Source organism: Streptomyces canus (assembly GCF_041435015.1).
GTDB lineage: Bacteria > Actinomycetota > Actinomycetes > Streptomycetales > Streptomycetaceae > Streptomyces > Streptomyces canus_G.
The window spans coordinates 4395846-4411679 of sequence record NZ_CP107989.1 but is presented as its reverse complement, the minus strand read 5'-3'; the positions used below and the strand labels follow the sequence as shown (position 1 = coordinate 4411679).

Below are 15834 nucleotides of genomic sequence, written 5' to 3'. Positions count from 1 at the left end.
AGCCCCTCGGACGGAGCACCGTGGAGGGATGGACGTAGGGGTCGCGTTACCCGTGTTCGTCATCCTCATCGCGGTGTCGGTGTGGGCGCTGGTCCACTCCCTCAGGCGCTGACGGTGCCCTGACCGCCGTTCAGCGCCTCGATGTTGGCCGCCCGGCGGGCGAACACCTCGTCCCGCCGGTCCGCCACCTGCCGCAGCGCCTCCTTGCGGTCCCGACTGGACAGCCGGTCCAGATACACGTGCCCGTTCACATGGTCGGTCTCGTGGGCCAGGCAGCGCGCGAAGTACCCGGTCCCCTCGATCACGAGCGGTTCGCCGTCCTTGTCGAACCCGTGGACCACGGCCCGGTCCGGACGCGGTACGTCCATCACGGCGCCCGGCACCGACAGGCACCCCTCGCTGTCGTCGAGCAGCCTGCGCCCGGCCGGGTCGAACTGCTCGAGCACCGGGTTGACGATGTGCCCGACATGCCGGACCCCGTCGTCGTCCGGGCAGTCGTAGACGAAAAGCCGCAGATCGACGTCGACCTGGTTGGCCGCGAGGCCCGCCCCGTCCGCGATGTACATCGTCAGGAACATGTCGTCGATCAGCGCGGCGAGGTCGGGCCCGAACTCGGTCACGTCCCGGCACGGCTTGTGCAGCACCTCCTCGCCGACCTCGGTGATGCGCCGGACCTGCCCGCGCCGGGCTTCGGGGGCGAGACGCGGATACGAGTCGGTGGGCCTGCCCTGGACGAACACACTGGGCATGGTGATGTCTCCTGTTCGATGCCGGTGGTGAGGATGCTCTGGGCGGCGGGCCCCGGGGGTTCCGGCCTCCGGAACCTCTCCTTGCCCCCCGTTGCCCATGACAACAGAACACATCGAACAGCCCCAGGAGCAGACCGGCCACAGACGGTTCCTGACGGCGGGCGGGGACCGGGGGAAGCGGGCGGTCACGTGAGGGGCCGTGGGGGCGGGGCATCTGCGCTCCCACGACCCGCGCGGCCATGGCGACGGACGACCCGGGACTGCCTTTCCGCGATCATCTCCGAACAGGACAAGCCCGGCGCTCTGGGCCCAACTCAAGGGCGTCCTGAACGACTCCGGGAAGACGACCCTCGGGGACGAGGGCGGCTCGGCTGGTTCGTGGACCCGGCGGTGACGGGCCTGGGCGGCCCCGCCCCGCGCGACCGCGATCGACTCCTCATCCACCCCACGGGCACGCTCTACAGCCGCCCCACGGCGCGCACAGCGGTCCTGAACCTCTTCCTCGCCGGCGACGGCATCCGCACGGGCGTGGATCCGGCGTCGATGGAAGGCGCCAACGAGTCGGCCCGGCTCACGGTCAACGCGCTGCTGGACGCGGACAATTCGGACGCCGAGCGGTCGGGCGTGGGAGCTCTACCGGCCCCCGGAAAGGGAACCTCTGCCATTTGGGTGCACTTGGGTGCACACGGGGGGATACATCAGTGGGGCCGCTGCCCCCGAGCGGCTGCGGCCCCACCAAGCTGTTCCGGTGTCAGAGCACCCGCACCGCTCCGGTCGGCGGGTCGTAGGACAGCGGCTTCTCGGCGACGCCCGTCGAGGGGTTCTGCGCGCCGACGAACATGCCGTCGCCGACGTACACCGCCACGTGGTACGCGCTGCCCGCGCTGCCCCAGTACAGGATGTCGCCCGGCTGGAGGTTGCTCAGCGAGACCTGGGTACCCGCGGTCGACTGGTCCTGCGAGACACGCGGCAGGTCGACGCCGATCTGGCTGAACGCGGCCTGGACGAGGCCGGAGCAGTCCCAGGAGTTGGGGCCGGTGCCGCCGGAGACGTAGGCGTCACCGACCTGTGCCTTCACGAAGGCGATGACGGCCGCGGCCGAACCGGTGGCCGTGGACGAGCTCGTGGAGACACTGGCGCTCGCCGAGGCGGACAGCGTGGTCCGCTCGGTGCTGCGCGAGGCGGCTTCCTCGGCGGCGGCCCTGCGGGCCTCCTCGGCCTTCTTCTTGGCCTCCGCCTTCTTCTTGGCCTCCGCGAGGTCCGCCTTGGCCTGCTTCGCGGCCTTTGCGGCGGCCGCATCACGCTCGGCCTGCAGCTGGTAGTTGGCGGCAGCCTGCTGCATCGCGTCGGCGGACTCGGCGACCTGGCTGCCCAGGTCGGCCGACAGGGTGGGCAGTTCGAGGGTCTGCGTCGTCGACTCGGCGGCGAACGCCGAAGCCGACGCGCCCGCCGCTGCCATGCTGAGCACGCCACCGGCGACGCCGGCGCGGACGGCGATCGAAGTCGTCGCGCTGCGGCGGGGTTTCCGGTGGCTGCGTATGTGAGCGGTGTGGGACATGAGACCAACTGGTATCAGGGGCTCCTCCATACCTTCAAGAAACGTGGGCTGCGCCACAGTTGTTCAATCGCTGGCCCGAATCCCCGGTGTCGGTCTCTTTATTGACGCCCTAACGGACATTGCGGACTCTCGTGATCAAGCCTGTGATCATGGCCTTTCGCTGTTACGCCCCAATTGCCCCGCATCTACCATCCGTTGAGGCCGATGGCCAAGCCCCCTGCTTGTGGAGCTCTCACGCGTGTGGCGGAGGTCACGCAACGGTTACGGCGACGGCTGCGTCCGGAGGTGATCCGCGCTCGTGAATGTGTGCACGCGTCCACATCGGCCCTCGCGCGTCCCTCTGATGTGTGAACGCGGTCCTCTACCAAGCCGTCGCGTCCAGCACCAATTTGCATGCAGGGGAAGTCTCTTGATATGGAGACGCCTCTCTCGACCTGCGCCGACTAGCGGAAATGTCACCTCTGGTGATCACTCGGACGCTTCTCGTGTGAAGATCACCGCTGATCCGACTTCATGATCCTTCGTCTGGTGGTGGAGATCACAAAGCTTGTGCAATACCCCGTGTCGCAGATCACAGACCGGCAGGCATAGGATGCGGGTCAGTTGGGCTTGTGACCTGCTTCACATGTTCGCGATCTTCGTTGGGACAGACGGAGGTCGGAGGGACGTGTGAGTCGGGTGTGAGTCCGATGCCATCGCCAGCAGTCAGTGCCGACTGAGAGGAGCGAGGAGCGGTGAACGCTTATGCGCCCATCCTCGTACTGGGAGCCCTCGGGGCAGGCTTTGCGATCTTCTCCGTGGTCATGGCCACGCTGATCGGTCCGAAGCGGTACAACCGGGCCAAGCTCGAGGCCTACGAGTGCGGGATCGAGCCGACCCCCACGCCGGCCGGCGGCGGGCGCTTCCCCATCAAGTACTACCTGACGGCGATGCTCTTCATCGTCTTCGACATCGAGATCGTCTTCCTCTACCCCTGGGCCGTCACCTTCGACGCCCTGGGTGTTTTCGGGCTCGTGGAGATGCTGCTCTTCGTGCTCACCGTCTTCGTCGCGTACGCGTACGTATGGCGGCGCGGCGGCCTGGAATGGGACTGAGGGGCCTTTAACTCATGGGACTCGAAGAAAAGCTGCCGAGCGGCTTCCTGCTGACCACCGTCGAGCAGGCCGCGGGCTGGGTGCGCAAGTCGTCCGTCTTCCCGGCCACCTTCGGCCTGGCCTGCTGTGCCATCGAGATGATGACCACGGGCGCCGGACGCTACGACCTGGCCCGCTTCGGCATGGAGGTCTTCCGCGGCTCACCCCGCCAGGCGGACCTCATGATCGTCGCCGGCCGGGTCAGCCAGAAGATGGCGCCGGTGCTCAGGCAGGTCTACGACCAGATGCCGAACCCCAAGTGGGTCATCTCCATGGGGGTCTGCGCCTCCTCGGGAGGCATGTTCAACAACTACGCGATCGTGCAGGGCGTCGACCACATCGTCCCGGTCGACATCTATCTGCCCGGCTGCCCGCCACGGCCCGAGATGCTGATGGACGCGATCCTCAAGCTCCACCAGAAGATCCAGACCTCCAAGCTCGGCGTGAACGCCGAGGAGGCGGCCCGCGAGGCGGAGGAGGCGGCGCTCAAGGCCCTGCCCACGATCGAGATGAAGGGGCTGCTGCGGTGAGCGACGCGAACGGCACGAGCAACGGCGCGGGCGGGGCGTCGAACGGGGTGAACCCCGAGAAGGACCTCGGCGCCTCCAACCTCCCGGGCCAGCGCGGCGACGGCGGTGAGGAGATCCGCGTCCAGCGCGGCATGTTCGGCGCCAACAACGGCGGCGACACCTCCGGCTACGGCGGCCTGGTCCGCTCGGTCCGCCTCCCGGGACCGGCGGCCCGCCCCTACGGCGGATGGTTCGACGAGGTCGCCGACGAGCTGGAAGGCGCCCTGGAGGAGCAGGGACTGCTCCCCGGGAACGCGATCGAGAAGACGGTCGTCGACCGCGACGAGATCACCTTCCACATCGAGCGCGAGCACCTGCTCCGCGTCGCCCGCACCCTGCGCGACGACCCGGCCCTGCGCTTCGAGCTCTGCACCGGCGTCAGCGCGGTCCACTACCTCCACGACAAGGGCCGCGAACTGCACGCCGTCTACCACCTGCGCTCGATCACCCACAACCGGCTGATCCGCCTGGAGGTCAGCGCGCCGGACGCCGACCCGCACATCCCGTCGCTGGTCTCCGTGTATCCGACCAACGACTGGCACGAGCGCGAGACCTACGACTTCTTCGGGATCGTCTTCGACGGTCACCCGGCCCTGACGCGGATCATGATGCCGGACGACTGGCAGGGCCACCCGCAGCGCAAGGACTACCCCCTCGGCGGCATCCCCGTCGAGTACAAGGGCGCCCAGATCCCGGCTCCGGACCAGCGGAGGTCGTACTCATGAGCACGCAGCACGCAACTCCGCGTGAGACCACCGAGGGCACCGTGTACACGGTCACCGGTGGCGACTGGGACGAGGTCGTCCAGTCCGCGGCCCGCGCCGACGACGAGCGCATCGTCGTCAACATGGGCCCGCAGCACCCCTCCACCCACGGAGTGCTCCGCCTGATCCTGGAGATCGACGGCGAGACCGTCACCGAGGCCCGCTGCGGCATCGGCTACCTCCACACCGGCATCGAGAAGAACCTCGAGTTCCGCACGTGGACGCAGGGCACCACGTTCGTGACGCGCATGGACTACCTGACGTCCTTCTTCAACGAGACCGCCTACTGTCTCGCCGTCGAGAAGCTCCTCGGCATCGAGGACCAGATCACCGAGCGGGCCGAGATCATCCGGGTGCTCCTGATGGAGCTGAACCGGCTCTCCTCGCACCTGGTGTGCATCGCCACCGGCGGCATGGAACTCGGCGCCACCACGATCATGATCTACGGATTCCGTGATCGTGAAATGATTCTCGACATCTACGAGCTCATCACGGGCCTCAGGATGAACCACGCGTACATCCGCCCCGGCGGACTCGCGCAGGACCTGCCGCCCGGCGCGGTGGACCACATCCGCGAGTTCGTGAAGAAGATGAAGAAGAACCTCCCGGAGTACGACAAGCTCGCCACCGGGAACCCCATCTTCAAGGCCCGTATGCAGGACGTCGGCTACCTCGACCTGGCGGGCTGCATGGCCCTCGGCGCCACCGGCCCGATCCTGCGCTCCACCGGCCTGCCGCACGACCTGCGCAAGTCACAGCCCTACTGCGGCTACGAGACCTACGAGTTCGACATCCCGACCGCCGACACCTGCGACTCCTACGGCCGCTTCCTCATCCGGCTCGAGGAGATGCGCCAGTCGCTCCGGATCGTCGAGCAGTGCCTGGACCGGCTCCAGCCCGGCCCGGTCATGGTCGCCGACAAGAAGATCGCCTGGCCCGCCCAGCTCGCCCTGGGCCCCGACGGGCTCGGCAACTCCCTCGACCACATCAAGAAGATCATGGGCACCTCCATGGAGGCCCTGATCCACCACTTCAAGCTGGTCACCGAGGGCTTCCGCGTCCCGCCGGGACAGGCGTACGCGGCCGTCGAGTCGCCCAAGGGCGAACTCGGGGTGCACGCCGTGTCCGACGGCGGCACCCGCCCCTTCCGGGTCCACTTCCGCGACCCGTCCTTCACCAACCTTCAGGCCATGGCGGCGATGTGCGAGGGCGGCCAGGTCGCCGACGTCATCGTCGCTGTCGCGTCCATCGACCCCGTGATGGGAGGCGTCGACCGGTGACCACCAGTTCTTCCGAGCGGGGCGTCAGCCTGGGCATGCCCGAACTGCCCGCGCCCGCGTACCCGGACGACGTTCGAGAGAGGCTCGAGAGGGACGCGCGCGAGATCATCGCCCGCTACCCGGACTCCCGCTCGGCGCTCCTGCCGTTGCTGCATCTCGTGCAGTCGGAGGAGGGGCACGTCACGCGCACCGGGATGCGGTTCTGCGCGGACGTGCTGGAGCTGACCACGGCCGAGGTCACCGCGGTGGCCACCTTCTACACCATGTACCGGCGCAAGCCCTCGGGCGACTACCAGGTGGGTGTCTGCACCAACACCCTCTGCGCGGTGATGGGCGGCGACGCGATCTTCGCGGAGCTCCAGGAACACCTGGGCGTCGGCAACGGCGAGACCACCGACGACGGCAAGGTCACCCTGGAGCACATCGAGTGCAACGCGGCCTGCGACTTCGCGCCGGTCGTGATGGTCAACTGGGAGTTCTTCGACAACCAGACCCCGGCGAGCGCGAAGGCCATGGTCGACGATCTGCGCGCGGGCCGTCCGGTGGAGCCGACGCGCGGGGCGACGCTGTGCACCTTCAAGGAGACCGCGCGGATCCTCGCCGGCTTCCCCGACGAGCGGCCGGGGGCCGTCGAGGCGAGTGGCGGAGCGGGACCCGCGTCGCTGGTGGGCCTCCGCCTGGCCAGGGGAGAGACCGCACCCGCGCGCGTGGTCCATCCGCGCGACGGCGCACCGCAGGACCGGGACGTCCACGAGCCGTCCCCGTCGGAGCACCTGAGCTCACACGACGCGCCACAGGACACGTCGGCCTCCGACCCGGCCCATCCGGCCGGGCCCGCCGCCGAGGAGGGGGAGTGATGACCTTGGCACCCGAACTCAAAGACACCAGCCCCGAGAAGCTGCTCGCACCCGTGCTGTCGGCCTTCTGGGACGAGGACAAGTCCTGGTCGCTGGACGTCTACAAGAGGCACGAAGGGTACGAGGGGCTCCGCAAGGCGCTCGCCATGTCGCCGGACGACCTGATCGCGTACGTCAAGGACTCCGGTCTGCGCGGCCGCGGCGGTGCGGGATTTCCGACCGGAATGAAATGGCAGTTCATTCCGCAGGGAGATGGAAAGCCGCACTATCTAGTTGTCAACGCCGACGAGTCGGAGCCCGGGACGTGCAAGGACATCCCGCTCCTCTTCGCGAACCCGCACAGCCTCATCGAGGGCATGATCATCGCGTGTTATGCCATCAGGTCGTCGCATGCCTTCATCTATCTGCGCGGTGAAGTCGTCCCAGTACTGCGGCGGCTGCACGCGGCCGTGAGCGAGGCCTATGCGGCCGGCTACCTCGGACAGAACATCCTGGGCAGCGGCCTCGATCTCGATATCACCGTGCACGCGGGCGCAGGCGCGTACATCTGCGGTGAGGAGACCGCACTGCTCGACTCGCTCGAAGGCCGCCGTGGTCAACCGCGGCTCCGTCCCCCTTTCCCTGCGGTCGCGGGCCTGTATGCATGCCCGACTGTGGTGAATAACGTGGAGTCGATCGCGTCGGTTCCCGCGATTCTGACCCGGGGCAAAGAATGGTTCCGGTCGATGGGCAGCGAGAAGTCCCCGGGCTTCACGCTCTACTCGCTCAGCGGCCACGTCGCCAGTCCCGGCCAGTTCGAGGCCCCGCTCGGCATCACGCTGCGCCAGCTCCTGGAGATGAGCGGCGGGATGCGGCCGGGGCACCGGCTCAAGTTCTGGACGCCCGGCGGCTCCTCGACGCCGATGTTCACCGACGAGCACCTCGACGTCCCCCTCGACTACGAGGGTGTGGGCGCCGCCGGCTCGATGCTCGGCACCAAGGCTCTGCAGTGCTTCGACGAGACGACCTGTGTCGTCCGCGCCGTCACCCGCTGGACCGAGTTCTACGCCCACGAGTCCTGCGGCAAGTGCACCCCGTGCCGCGAAGGCACGTACTGGCTCGTGCAGTTGCTGCGCGACATCGAGGCCGGCAAGGGCGTCATGTCCGACCTCGACAAGCTGAACGACATCGCCGACAACATCAACGGCAAGTCGTTCTGCGCCCTCGGTGACGGCGCCGCCTCGCCGATCTTCTCCTCGCTCAAGTACTTCCGCGAGGAGTACGAGCAGCACATCACGGGCCGCGGCTGCCCCTTCGACCCGGCCAAGTCGACGGCCTGGGCCGACCGCACGGAGGTGAACGCATGACCGTGACCACCAGCACTCCCTCGGGCGGGGGAGAGACGGCGGTCCCGCCGGAGGATCTCGTCACGCTGACGATCGACGGCGCCGAGATCAGCGTGCCCAAGGGCACCCTGGTCATCCGGGCCGCCGAAGAGCTCGGCATCGAGATCCCCCGGTTCTGCGACCACCCCCTCCTCGACCCGGCCGGCGCCTGCCGCCAGTGCATCGTCGAGGTCGAGGGCCAGCGCAAGCCGATGGCCTCCTGCACCATCACCTGCACCGACGGGATGGTGGTGAAGACCCACCTCACCTCGCCGGTCGCCGAGAAGGCCCAGCACGGTGTGATGGAGCTCCTCCTCATCAACCACCCGCTGGACTGCCCGGTCTGCGACAAGGGCGGCGAGTGCCCCCTGCAGAACCAGGCGATGTCCCACGGCCAGGCCGAGTCCCGGTTCGAGGGCAAGAAGCGGACGTACGAGAAGCCCGTCCCGATCTCCACACAGGTGCTGCTCGACCGCGAGCGGTGTGTGCTGTGCGCCCGCTGCACCCGCTTCTCCAACCAGATCGCGGGCGACCCCATGATCGAACTGGTCGAGCGGGGCGCGCTCCAGCAGGTCGGCACCGGAGAGGGCGACCCCTTCGAGTCGTACTTCTCCGGCAACACCATCCAGATCTGCCCGGTCGGCGCGCTCACTTCGGCGGCGTACCGATTCCGCTCCCGCCCCTTCGACCTGGTGTCCTCCCCGAGCGTGTGCGAGCACTGCTCCGGCGGCTGTGCCACCCGCACGGACCACCGGCGCGGCAAGGTCATGCGCAAGCTCGCGGCCAACGACCCCGAGGTCAACGAGGAGTGGATCTGCGACAAGGGGCGCTTCGCCTTCCGGTACGCGCAGCAGCGGGACCGGCTGGAGCACCCGCTGGTCCGCAACCCCGAGGGTGAGCTGGTGCCGGCCTCCTGGCCGGAAGCCCTCCAGATCGCCGCCCAGGGACTGCTCGCCTCGCGCGGCCGGGCCGGAGTCCTCACCGGCGGCCGCCTCACCATTGAGGACGCCTACGCATACAGCAAGTTCGCGCGCGTGGCGCTCGACACCAACGACATCGACTTCCGCGCGCGTGTGCACAGCAGCGAGGAGGCCGACTTCCTGGCCGCGCGGATCGCCGGCCGCGGACGTGACCTCGACGGTACGGGCGTCACGTACTCCGCTCTGGAGAAGGCACCGGCGGTCCTGCTGGTCGGGTTCGAGGCCGAGGAGGAGGCGCCCGGCGTCTTCCTGAGGCTGCGCAAGGCCTGGCGCAAGCACGGACAGAAGGTCTTCTCGCTCGCCACCCACGCCACCCGCGGCCTGGAGAAGGCCGGCGGCACGCTGCTGCCCGCCGCTCCCGGCACCGAGACCGAGTGGCTGGACGCGCTGGCCGGCGAAGTGGGACTGGAGGGCGACGGCAGCAGGGCCGCGGAGGCACTGCGCACCGCGGGTGCGGTGATCGTCGTCGGCGAGCGGCTTGCCGCGGCGAAGGGCGGACTGACCGCCGCCGTACGGGCCGCCTCCGCGACCGGCGCGCAGCTGGTGTGGATCCCGCGGCGGGCCGGAGAGCGCGGCGCCCTCGAGGCGGGCGCGCTGCCGTCGCTCCTGCCGGGCGGCCGTCCGGCCACCGACCCTCGTGCGCGTGACGAGGTCGCCTCGGTCTGGGGCGTGGCCGAACTCCCGCACCGCTACGGGCGGGACACCGGCCAGATCATCGAGGCCGCCGTATCCGGCGAGCTCCAGGCCCTGGTGGTCGCGGGCGTCGAGATCGCCGACCTGCCCGATCCGGCACGCGCGCGTGAAGCGCTCCAGGAGGTCGGGTTCGTGGTGTCGCTGGAACTGCGGCCCGGTGAGGTCACCGCGCTCGCGGACGTCGTCCTGCCGGTGGCCGCGGTCGCCGAGAAGGGCGGCACCTTCCTCAACTGGGAGGGCAGGGTGCGCTTCTTCGAGGCCGCGCTCAAGCCCGACCAGATGATCCGCGGCCTCGCACCCACCGACGCACGGGTCCTCCAGATGCTGGCCGACGCCATGGACGTACACCTGGGCCTGCCCGATCTGCGCACCACGCGCGCGGAGATCGACCGGCTCGGTCCCTGGGACGGACCGCACGGCACCGAACCCCTGGAGACCGGGGCCCAGTTGCCGCGGCCCGCCGCCGGAGAGGCCGTACTGGCCGGGCACCGGCTGCTGCTGGACCAGGGTCTCCTCCAGCAGGGCGACGAGGCGCTCGCCGGGACCCGGCACGCGGCACGCGCGCGTGTGTCGGCCGCTACAGCCGCCGAGGTGGGCGTCAAGGAAGGCGACCTCCTCGCCGTGACCGGCAAGACCGGAGTCGTCGAACTGCCGCTGCAGATCACCGAGATGCCCGACCGCGTGGTCTGGCTCCCGCTGAACTCCACCGGCGGCGGCGTCGCCTCCGACGCCGGGGCGCTGCCCGGCTCCCTCGTCCGCATCGGCCCGGCCACGCTCGCCACCGAAGCCCCCAAGGAGGTGGAGGCATGAGCCCGTACCTCGCTGCGGAAGACCTCTCGATGTTCGGCACCGACCCCTGGTGGCTCGTCGTCATCAAGGCCGTCTTCTGCTTCGCCTTCCTGATGCTGACCGTGCTGTTCTCCATCGTGTGGGAGCGCAAGGTCGTCGCCTGGATGCAGCTGCGCATCGGCCCCAACCGGCACGGCCCCTGGGGCATGCTCCAGTCGCTCGCCGACGGCATCAAGCTGATGCTGAAGGAAGACGTCATCGTCAAGCGCGCGGACAAGGTGGTCTACATCCTCGCGCCGATCGTCGCGGCCATCCCCGCCTTCATGGCGATCGCGGTGATCCCCTTCGGCCCGTCCGACAACGAGGTCTCGATCTTCGGCCACCGTACGGCGATGCAGCTCACCGACCTGCCGATCGCGATGCTCTACATCCTCGCGGTCGCCTCGGTCGGCATCTACGGCATCGTCCTGGCGGGCTGGAGCTCCGGGTCGACGTATCCGCTGCTCGGCGGTCTGCGCTCCTGCGCGCAGATGATCTCGTACGAGATCGCGATGGGTGCCGCCTTCGCCTCGGTGTTCCTCTACTCCGGGTCGATGTCCACCTCGGCGATCGTCGAGGCCCAGCAGGACCGCTGGTACATCGTCCTGCTGCCGGTCTCCTTCATCATCTACGTCATCACGATGGTCGGCGAGACCAACCGCGCCCCCTTCGACATGCCGGAGTCCGAGGGCGACCTGGTCGGCGGCTTCAACACCGAGTACTCGTCGATCAAGTTCGCGCTGTTCATGCTCGCCGAGTACGTGAACATGGTGACGGTCTCGGCCGTGACGACCACGCTCTTCCTCGGCGGCTGGCGGGCTCCCTGGCCCATCAGCACCTTCTGGGAGGGCGCGAACCACGGCTGGTGGCCGCTCCTCTGGTTCGTGATCAAGGTGCAGCTGCTGCTGTTCTTCTTCATCTGGCTGCGCGGCACGCTCCCGCGGGTCCGCTACGACCAGCTGATGAAGCTCGGCTGGAAGGTCCTCATCCCGGTCTCCGTGGTGTGGCTGATGCTCGTCGCGACCGTGCGGACCCTGCGCAACGAGAACTACGACTTCGCCGACATCGCCCTCTACGTGGGCGGCGGAGTCCTGGTCCTGCTGCTGCTCTCCTTCGTCGCCGACATGTTCCGCGAGAAGTCGAAGGTGGCAGAGCAGCCCGCCGAACAGCCGGCCGGATACGACCCGATGGCGGGCGGATTCCCCGTCCCGCCGCTGCCCGGACAGGAGTTGCCGCCGGTACCGCGACGCCCCTCGCGCCAGGAGCGGGAGCTGATTGTCAGTGGCGGGCCCGATACTCAGAGTGACGGATCTCTGGATGGAAAGGAGGCGTCCGATGGCTGAGGAACCCAAGGAAACCAAGCCCGGTTTCATGAACCCCGTCGCCGGCTTCGGCGTGACCTTCAAGGCCATGTTCAAGAAGCGGCTGACCGAGCAGTACCCGGAGCAGCAGAAGACCACCGCTCCCCGGTTCCACGGACGGCACCAGCTCAACCGCCATCCGGACGGCCTGGAGAAGTGCGTCGGCTGCGAGCTGTGCGCCTGGGCCTGCCCCGCCGACGCCATCTATGTGGAGGGCGCCGACAACACCGACGAGGAGCGTTACTCGCCGGGCGAGCGGTACGGCCGCGTCTACCAGATCAACTACGCCCGCTGCATCCTGTGCGGCCTGTGCATCGAGGCGTGCCCCACGCGCGCGCTCACGATGACCAACGAGTTCGAGCTGGCCGACAGCAGTCGCGCCAACCTCATCTTCACCAAGGAGCAGCTGCTCGCCGGCCTCGAGGACGGCATGGTGGACTCGCCCCACGCCATCTACCCCGGCACGGATGAGCAGGACTACTACCGGGGCCTGGTGACCGAGGCCGCGCCCGGCACCGTCCCCCAGGTCGCCGTCTCCAAGGGCGAGGTGGTCCAGGAGGCCGACTCCACCTTCGGTGCGGACGAACCGGCGTCGGAGAGGGTGATCGGGCGATGACCGCACCTCTCCAGCTCGCCGCCGCGGCCACTCTGGCCGCCGACACCTCCACCGGCGAGGCCTTCCAGTTCTGGGTCCTCGGCACCGTCGCCGTGATCGGCGCCCTGTGCACCGTCTTCATGAAGAAGTCCGTCCACAGCGCGCTCTCGCTCGCCGGAACCATGATCATCCTGGCGGTCTTCTACCTCGCCAACGGCGCCTACTTCCTCGGCGTCGTACAGATCATCGTCTACACCGGCGCGATCATGATGCTGTTCCTGTTCGTGGTGATGCTCGTCGGCGTGACCGCGGCGGACTCCCTGAAGGAGACCATCAAGGGCCAGCGCTGGCTGGCCCTGCTGTGCGGGCTCGGCTTCGGCATCCTGCTGTTCGCGGGCATCGGCAACGCCTCCCTCAACGAGTTCAACGGCCTCACCCAGGCCAACTCCGGCGGCAATGTCGAGGGCCTCGCCACCCTCATCTTCACCAAGTACGTCTTCGCCTTCGAAATCACCGGCGCTCTGCTGATCACGGCCGCCGTCGGCGCCATGGTGCTCACCCACCGCGAGCGCACCGAGCGCGCCCTGACCCAGCGTGAGATGGCCGAGAAGCGCGTCCGCGACGGCAAGCACCTCCCGCCGCTGCCCGCCCCCGGCGTCTACGCCCGGCACAACGCGGTGGACATCGCGGGCCTGCTGCCCGACGGCACCCCCTCCGAGCTCACGGTCAGCAAGACCCTGCGCCAGCGCGGTCAGATCCGTGACGTGTCCGCCGAAGCTCTCAACGACCTCAAGGCGTTGGAGCAGCGCGCGGAGGAGCGCCTGGACCGGACCGAGATCGAACCGGCCACCTTCAAGAGGGAGGCGTCGAAGTGAACCCGGTCAACTATCTCTACCTCGCCGCCCTGTTGTTCACGATCGGCGCCACCGGCGTGCTGATCAGGCGCAACGCCATCGTCGTGTTCATGTGCATCGAGCTCATGCTCAACGCCTGCAACCTCGCGTTCGTCGCCTTCTCCCGGATGCACGGCAATCTCGACGGCCAGATCATCGCCTTCTTCACGATGGTCGTCGCCGCCGCGGAGGTCGTGGTCGGGCTCGCGATCATCGTGTCGCTGTTCCGTTCCCGCCACTCGGCCTCGGTCGACGACGCCAGCCTGATGAAGCTGTAAGGGGTCGCTGAATCGTGGAGAACCTGATCGCGCTGCTCATCGCGGCGCCTCTGCTCGGAGCGGCGGTCCTGCTGACCGGCGGCCGGCGGCTGGACGCCGTCGGCCACTGGATCGGCACGATCCTCGCCGCCGCTTCCTTCGTGTTCGGCGCCATCCTCTTCGCCGACCTGCTCGGCAAGAACGCCGAGGACCGCACCCTCATCCAGCACCTGTGGACCTGGATCCCGGTCGAGGGCTTCCAGGCGGACGTCACCTTCCGCCTCGACCAGTTGTCGATGACGTTCGTGCTGCTGATCACGGGCGTCGGCTCGCTGATCCACCTGTACTCGATCGCGTACATGGAGCACGACGAGCGCCGCCGCCGCTTCTTCGGCTATCTGAACCTGTTCCTCGCGGCGATGCTGCTGCTCGTCCTCGCCGACAACTACCTCCTGCTGTACGTCGGCTGGGAGGGCGTCGGTCTCGCCTCCTACCTGCTGATCGGCTTCTGGCAGCACAAGCCCAGCGCGGCCACCGCGGCGAAGAAGGCCTTCCTGGTCAACCGCGTGGGCGACATGGGCCTGTCGATCGCGATCATGCTGATGTTCACGACGTTCGGCACCTTCGCCTTCGGCCCGGTCCTCGGCAGCCACGAGAAGCCCGGACTCGTCGAGGGCGCCTCCGAGGCCACGCTCACCGGCATCGCGCTGATGCTGCTGCTGGCCGCCTGCGGCAAGTCCGCCCAGGTGCCGCTGCAGTCCTGGCTCGGGGACGCGATGGAGGGCCCGACCCCGGTCTCGGCCCTCATCCACGCGGCGACCATGGTGACCGCGGGCGTCTATCTGATCGTCCGCTCCGCCAACATCTTCAACCTCGCTCCGGACGCCCTGCTCGTCGTCACCGTCGTCGGTGCCGTCACGCTCCTGTTCGGTGCGATCGTCGGTTGCGCGAAGGACGACATCAAGAAGGCACTGGCCGGCTCGACCATGTCGCAGATCGGCTACATGGTCCTCGCCGCGGGCCTCGGCCCCATCGGCTACGTCTTCGCGATCATGCACCTGGTGACGCACGGCTTCTTCAAGGCCGGGCTCTTCCTCGGCGCCGGCTCGGTCATGCACGGCATGAACGACGAGGTCGACATGAGGAAGTACGGCGGCCTGCGCAAGTACATGCCGATCACCTTCGTCACCTTCGGCCTCGGCTACCTCGCCATCATCGGCTTCCCGGGCCTGTCGGGCTTCTTCTCCAAGGACAAGATCATCGAGGCGGCCTTCGCCAAGGGCGGCACCGAGGGCTGGATCCTCGGCGGCGCGGCCCTGCTGGGCGCGGCCATCACCGCCTTCTACATGACGCGCGTGATGCTGATGACGTTCTTCGGCGAGAAGCGCTGGCAGCCGGATGCCGAGGGCCACGAGCCGCACCCGCACGAGTCCCCGAAGTCCATGACGATCCCGATGATCGTGCTGGCGTTCGGATCGGTCTTCGCCGGTGGGTTCTTCAGCATCGGCGACCGCTTCCTGCACTGGCTGGAGCCGGTCACCGGGCACTCCCACGGCGACTCCCCGGTCAGCGCTCTCACCGTCACCCTCGCCACGATGGTGGTCCTGGTGATCGGCGTGGCGATCGCCTACGCCCAGTACGCCCGCCGCCCGGTCCCGGTCGTCGCCCCGCGCGGGTCGCTGCTCACCCGGGCCGCCCGGCGCGACCTGCTCCAGGACGACTTCAACCACGTCGTCCTGGTCCGCGGCGGAGAGCACCTCACGCGCTCCCTGGTCTACGTCGACCACACCCTGGTCGACGGCGTGGTCAACGGCACGGCGGCCTCGGTCGGCGGCCTCTCCGGACGGATGCGCAAGCTGCAGAACGGCTACGCGCGGTCGTACGCGGTCTCGATGTTCGGCGGCGCGGCGATCCTCGTCGCCGCGACCCTGCTGATGAGGGCGGTCTGATACC

General features: G+C 68.6%; 14 protein-coding genes. 12 read left to right on the top strand and 2 right to left on the bottom strand.

The features are described from left to right. Positions 1–101: 101 nt before the first annotated feature. The gene (def, locus tag OG841_RS19835; protein WP_306977733.1) at positions 102–749 is read right to left on the bottom strand and encodes a peptide deformylase; all 648 of its coding nucleotides are present in this window, start codon (positions 747–749) and stop codon (positions 102–104) included. A 751-nt stretch (positions 750–1500) separates the two neighbouring features. Continuing rightward, positions 1501–2307 (bottom strand): C40 family peptidase, encoded by an 807-nt coding sequence (locus tag OG841_RS19830; RefSeq protein ID WP_328640307.1) that lies wholly within the window; start codon positions 2305–2307, stop codon positions 1501–1503. Positions 2308–3041: 734 nt separating this feature from the next. Between OG841_RS19830 and OG841_RS19825 the strand changes: the two genes are divergently transcribed. Genes OG841_RS19825 through nuoL form a run of 12 tightly spaced genes read left to right on the top strand, consistent with a single transcriptional unit; the run spans position 3042 to position 15830 of the window. After that, a complete protein-coding gene (locus OG841_RS19825) occupies positions 3042–3401 on the top strand; it encodes an NADH-quinone oxidoreductase subunit A (RefSeq protein WP_007383963.1) in 360 nt (119 codons plus the stop codon). Positions 3402–3415: 14 nt separating this feature from the next. Next, positions 3416–3970, top strand: coding sequence for a NuoB/complex I 20 kDa subunit family protein (locus OG841_RS19820; protein WP_010041554.1), 555 nt, complete (start codon positions 3416–3418; stop codon positions 3968–3970). Next, positions 3967–4734, top strand: coding sequence for an NADH-quinone oxidoreductase subunit C (locus OG841_RS19815; RefSeq protein WP_328640308.1), 768 nt, complete (start codon positions 3967–3969; stop codon positions 4732–4734). The genes OG841_RS19820 and OG841_RS19815 overlap by 4 nt, the downstream gene beginning before the upstream one ends. Beyond that, positions 4731–6053, top strand: a complete 1323-nt coding sequence (locus OG841_RS19810) for an NADH-quinone oxidoreductase subunit D (protein ID WP_328640309.1) — start codon at positions 4731–4733, stop codon at positions 6051–6053. The genes OG841_RS19815 and OG841_RS19810 overlap by 4 nt, the downstream gene beginning before the upstream one ends. Continuing rightward, complete coding sequence (nuoE, locus tag OG841_RS19805) at positions 6050–6910, top strand: NADH-quinone oxidoreductase subunit NuoE (protein WP_328640310.1); 861 nt, start codon at positions 6050–6052, stop codon at positions 6908–6910. Before OG841_RS19810 ends, nuoE begins: the two co-directional genes overlap by 4 nt. Next, the gene (gene nuoF, locus OG841_RS19800) at positions 6910–8256 is read left to right on the top strand and encodes an NADH-quinone oxidoreductase subunit NuoF (protein WP_365118053.1); all 1347 of its coding nucleotides are present in this window, start codon (positions 6910–6912) and stop codon (positions 8254–8256) included. Before nuoE ends, nuoF begins: the two co-directional genes overlap by 1 nt. Next, positions 8253–10757 (top strand): NADH-quinone oxidoreductase subunit G, encoded by a 2505-nt coding sequence (locus OG841_RS19795; protein ID WP_371566317.1) that lies wholly within the window; start codon positions 8253–8255, stop codon positions 10755–10757. The genes nuoF and OG841_RS19795 overlap by 4 nt, the downstream gene beginning before the upstream one ends. Then, entirely contained in the window at positions 10754–12118 is a 1365-nt protein-coding gene (nuoH, locus tag OG841_RS19790) for an NADH-quinone oxidoreductase subunit NuoH (protein WP_371566315.1), read from the top strand. Before OG841_RS19795 ends, nuoH begins: the two co-directional genes overlap by 4 nt. Next, positions 12111–12752 (top strand): NADH-quinone oxidoreductase subunit NuoI, encoded by a 642-nt coding sequence (gene nuoI / locus OG841_RS19785; protein WP_328640314.1) that lies wholly within the window; start codon positions 12111–12113, stop codon positions 12750–12752. The genes nuoH and nuoI overlap by 8 nt, the downstream gene beginning before the upstream one ends. Beyond that, a complete protein-coding gene (locus OG841_RS19780) occupies positions 12749–13606 on the top strand; it encodes an NADH-quinone oxidoreductase subunit J (RefSeq protein WP_328640315.1) in 858 nt (285 codons plus the stop codon). The genes nuoI and OG841_RS19780 overlap by 4 nt, the downstream gene beginning before the upstream one ends. After that, positions 13603–13902, top strand: coding sequence for an NADH-quinone oxidoreductase subunit NuoK (gene nuoK, locus OG841_RS19775; protein ID WP_003974374.1), 300 nt, complete (start codon positions 13603–13605; stop codon positions 13900–13902). The genes OG841_RS19780 and nuoK overlap by 4 nt, the downstream gene beginning before the upstream one ends. 14 nt (positions 13903–13916) lie before the next feature. Continuing rightward, complete coding sequence (gene nuoL / locus OG841_RS19770; RefSeq protein WP_371566312.1) at positions 13917–15830, top strand: NADH-quinone oxidoreductase subunit L; 1914 nt, start codon at positions 13917–13919, stop codon at positions 15828–15830. Positions 15831–15834: the final 4 nt, after the last annotated feature.

Coding starts and splice junctions, on each gene's coding strand:
- def (WP_306977733.1), bottom strand. CDS start 749: ATGCCCAGTGTGTTCGTCCAGGGCAGGCCCACCGACTCGTATCCGCGT.
- OG841_RS19830 (WP_328640307.1), bottom strand. CDS start 2,307: ATGTCCCACACCGCTCACATACGCAGCCACCGGAAACCCCGCCGCAGC.
- OG841_RS19820 (WP_010041554.1), top strand. CDS start 3,416: ATGGGACTCGAAGAAAAGCTGCCGAGCGGCTTCCTGCTGACCACCGTC.
- OG841_RS19810 (WP_328640309.1), top strand. CDS start 4,731: ATGAGCACGCAGCACGCAACTCCGCGTGAGACCACCGAGGGCACCGTG.
- nuoF (WP_365118053.1), top strand. CDS start 6,910: ATGACCTTGGCACCCGAACTCAAAGACACCAGCCCCGAGAAGCTGCTC.
- OG841_RS19795 (WP_371566317.1), top strand. CDS start 8,253: ATGACCGTGACCACCAGCACTCCCTCGGGCGGGGGAGAGACGGCGGTC.
- nuoH (WP_371566315.1), top strand. CDS start 10,754: ATGAGCCCGTACCTCGCTGCGGAAGACCTCTCGATGTTCGGCACCGAC.
- nuoI (WP_328640314.1), top strand. CDS start 12,111: ATGGCTGAGGAACCCAAGGAAACCAAGCCCGGTTTCATGAACCCCGTC.
- OG841_RS19780 (WP_328640315.1), top strand. CDS start 12,749: ATGACCGCACCTCTCCAGCTCGCCGCCGCGGCCACTCTGGCCGCCGAC.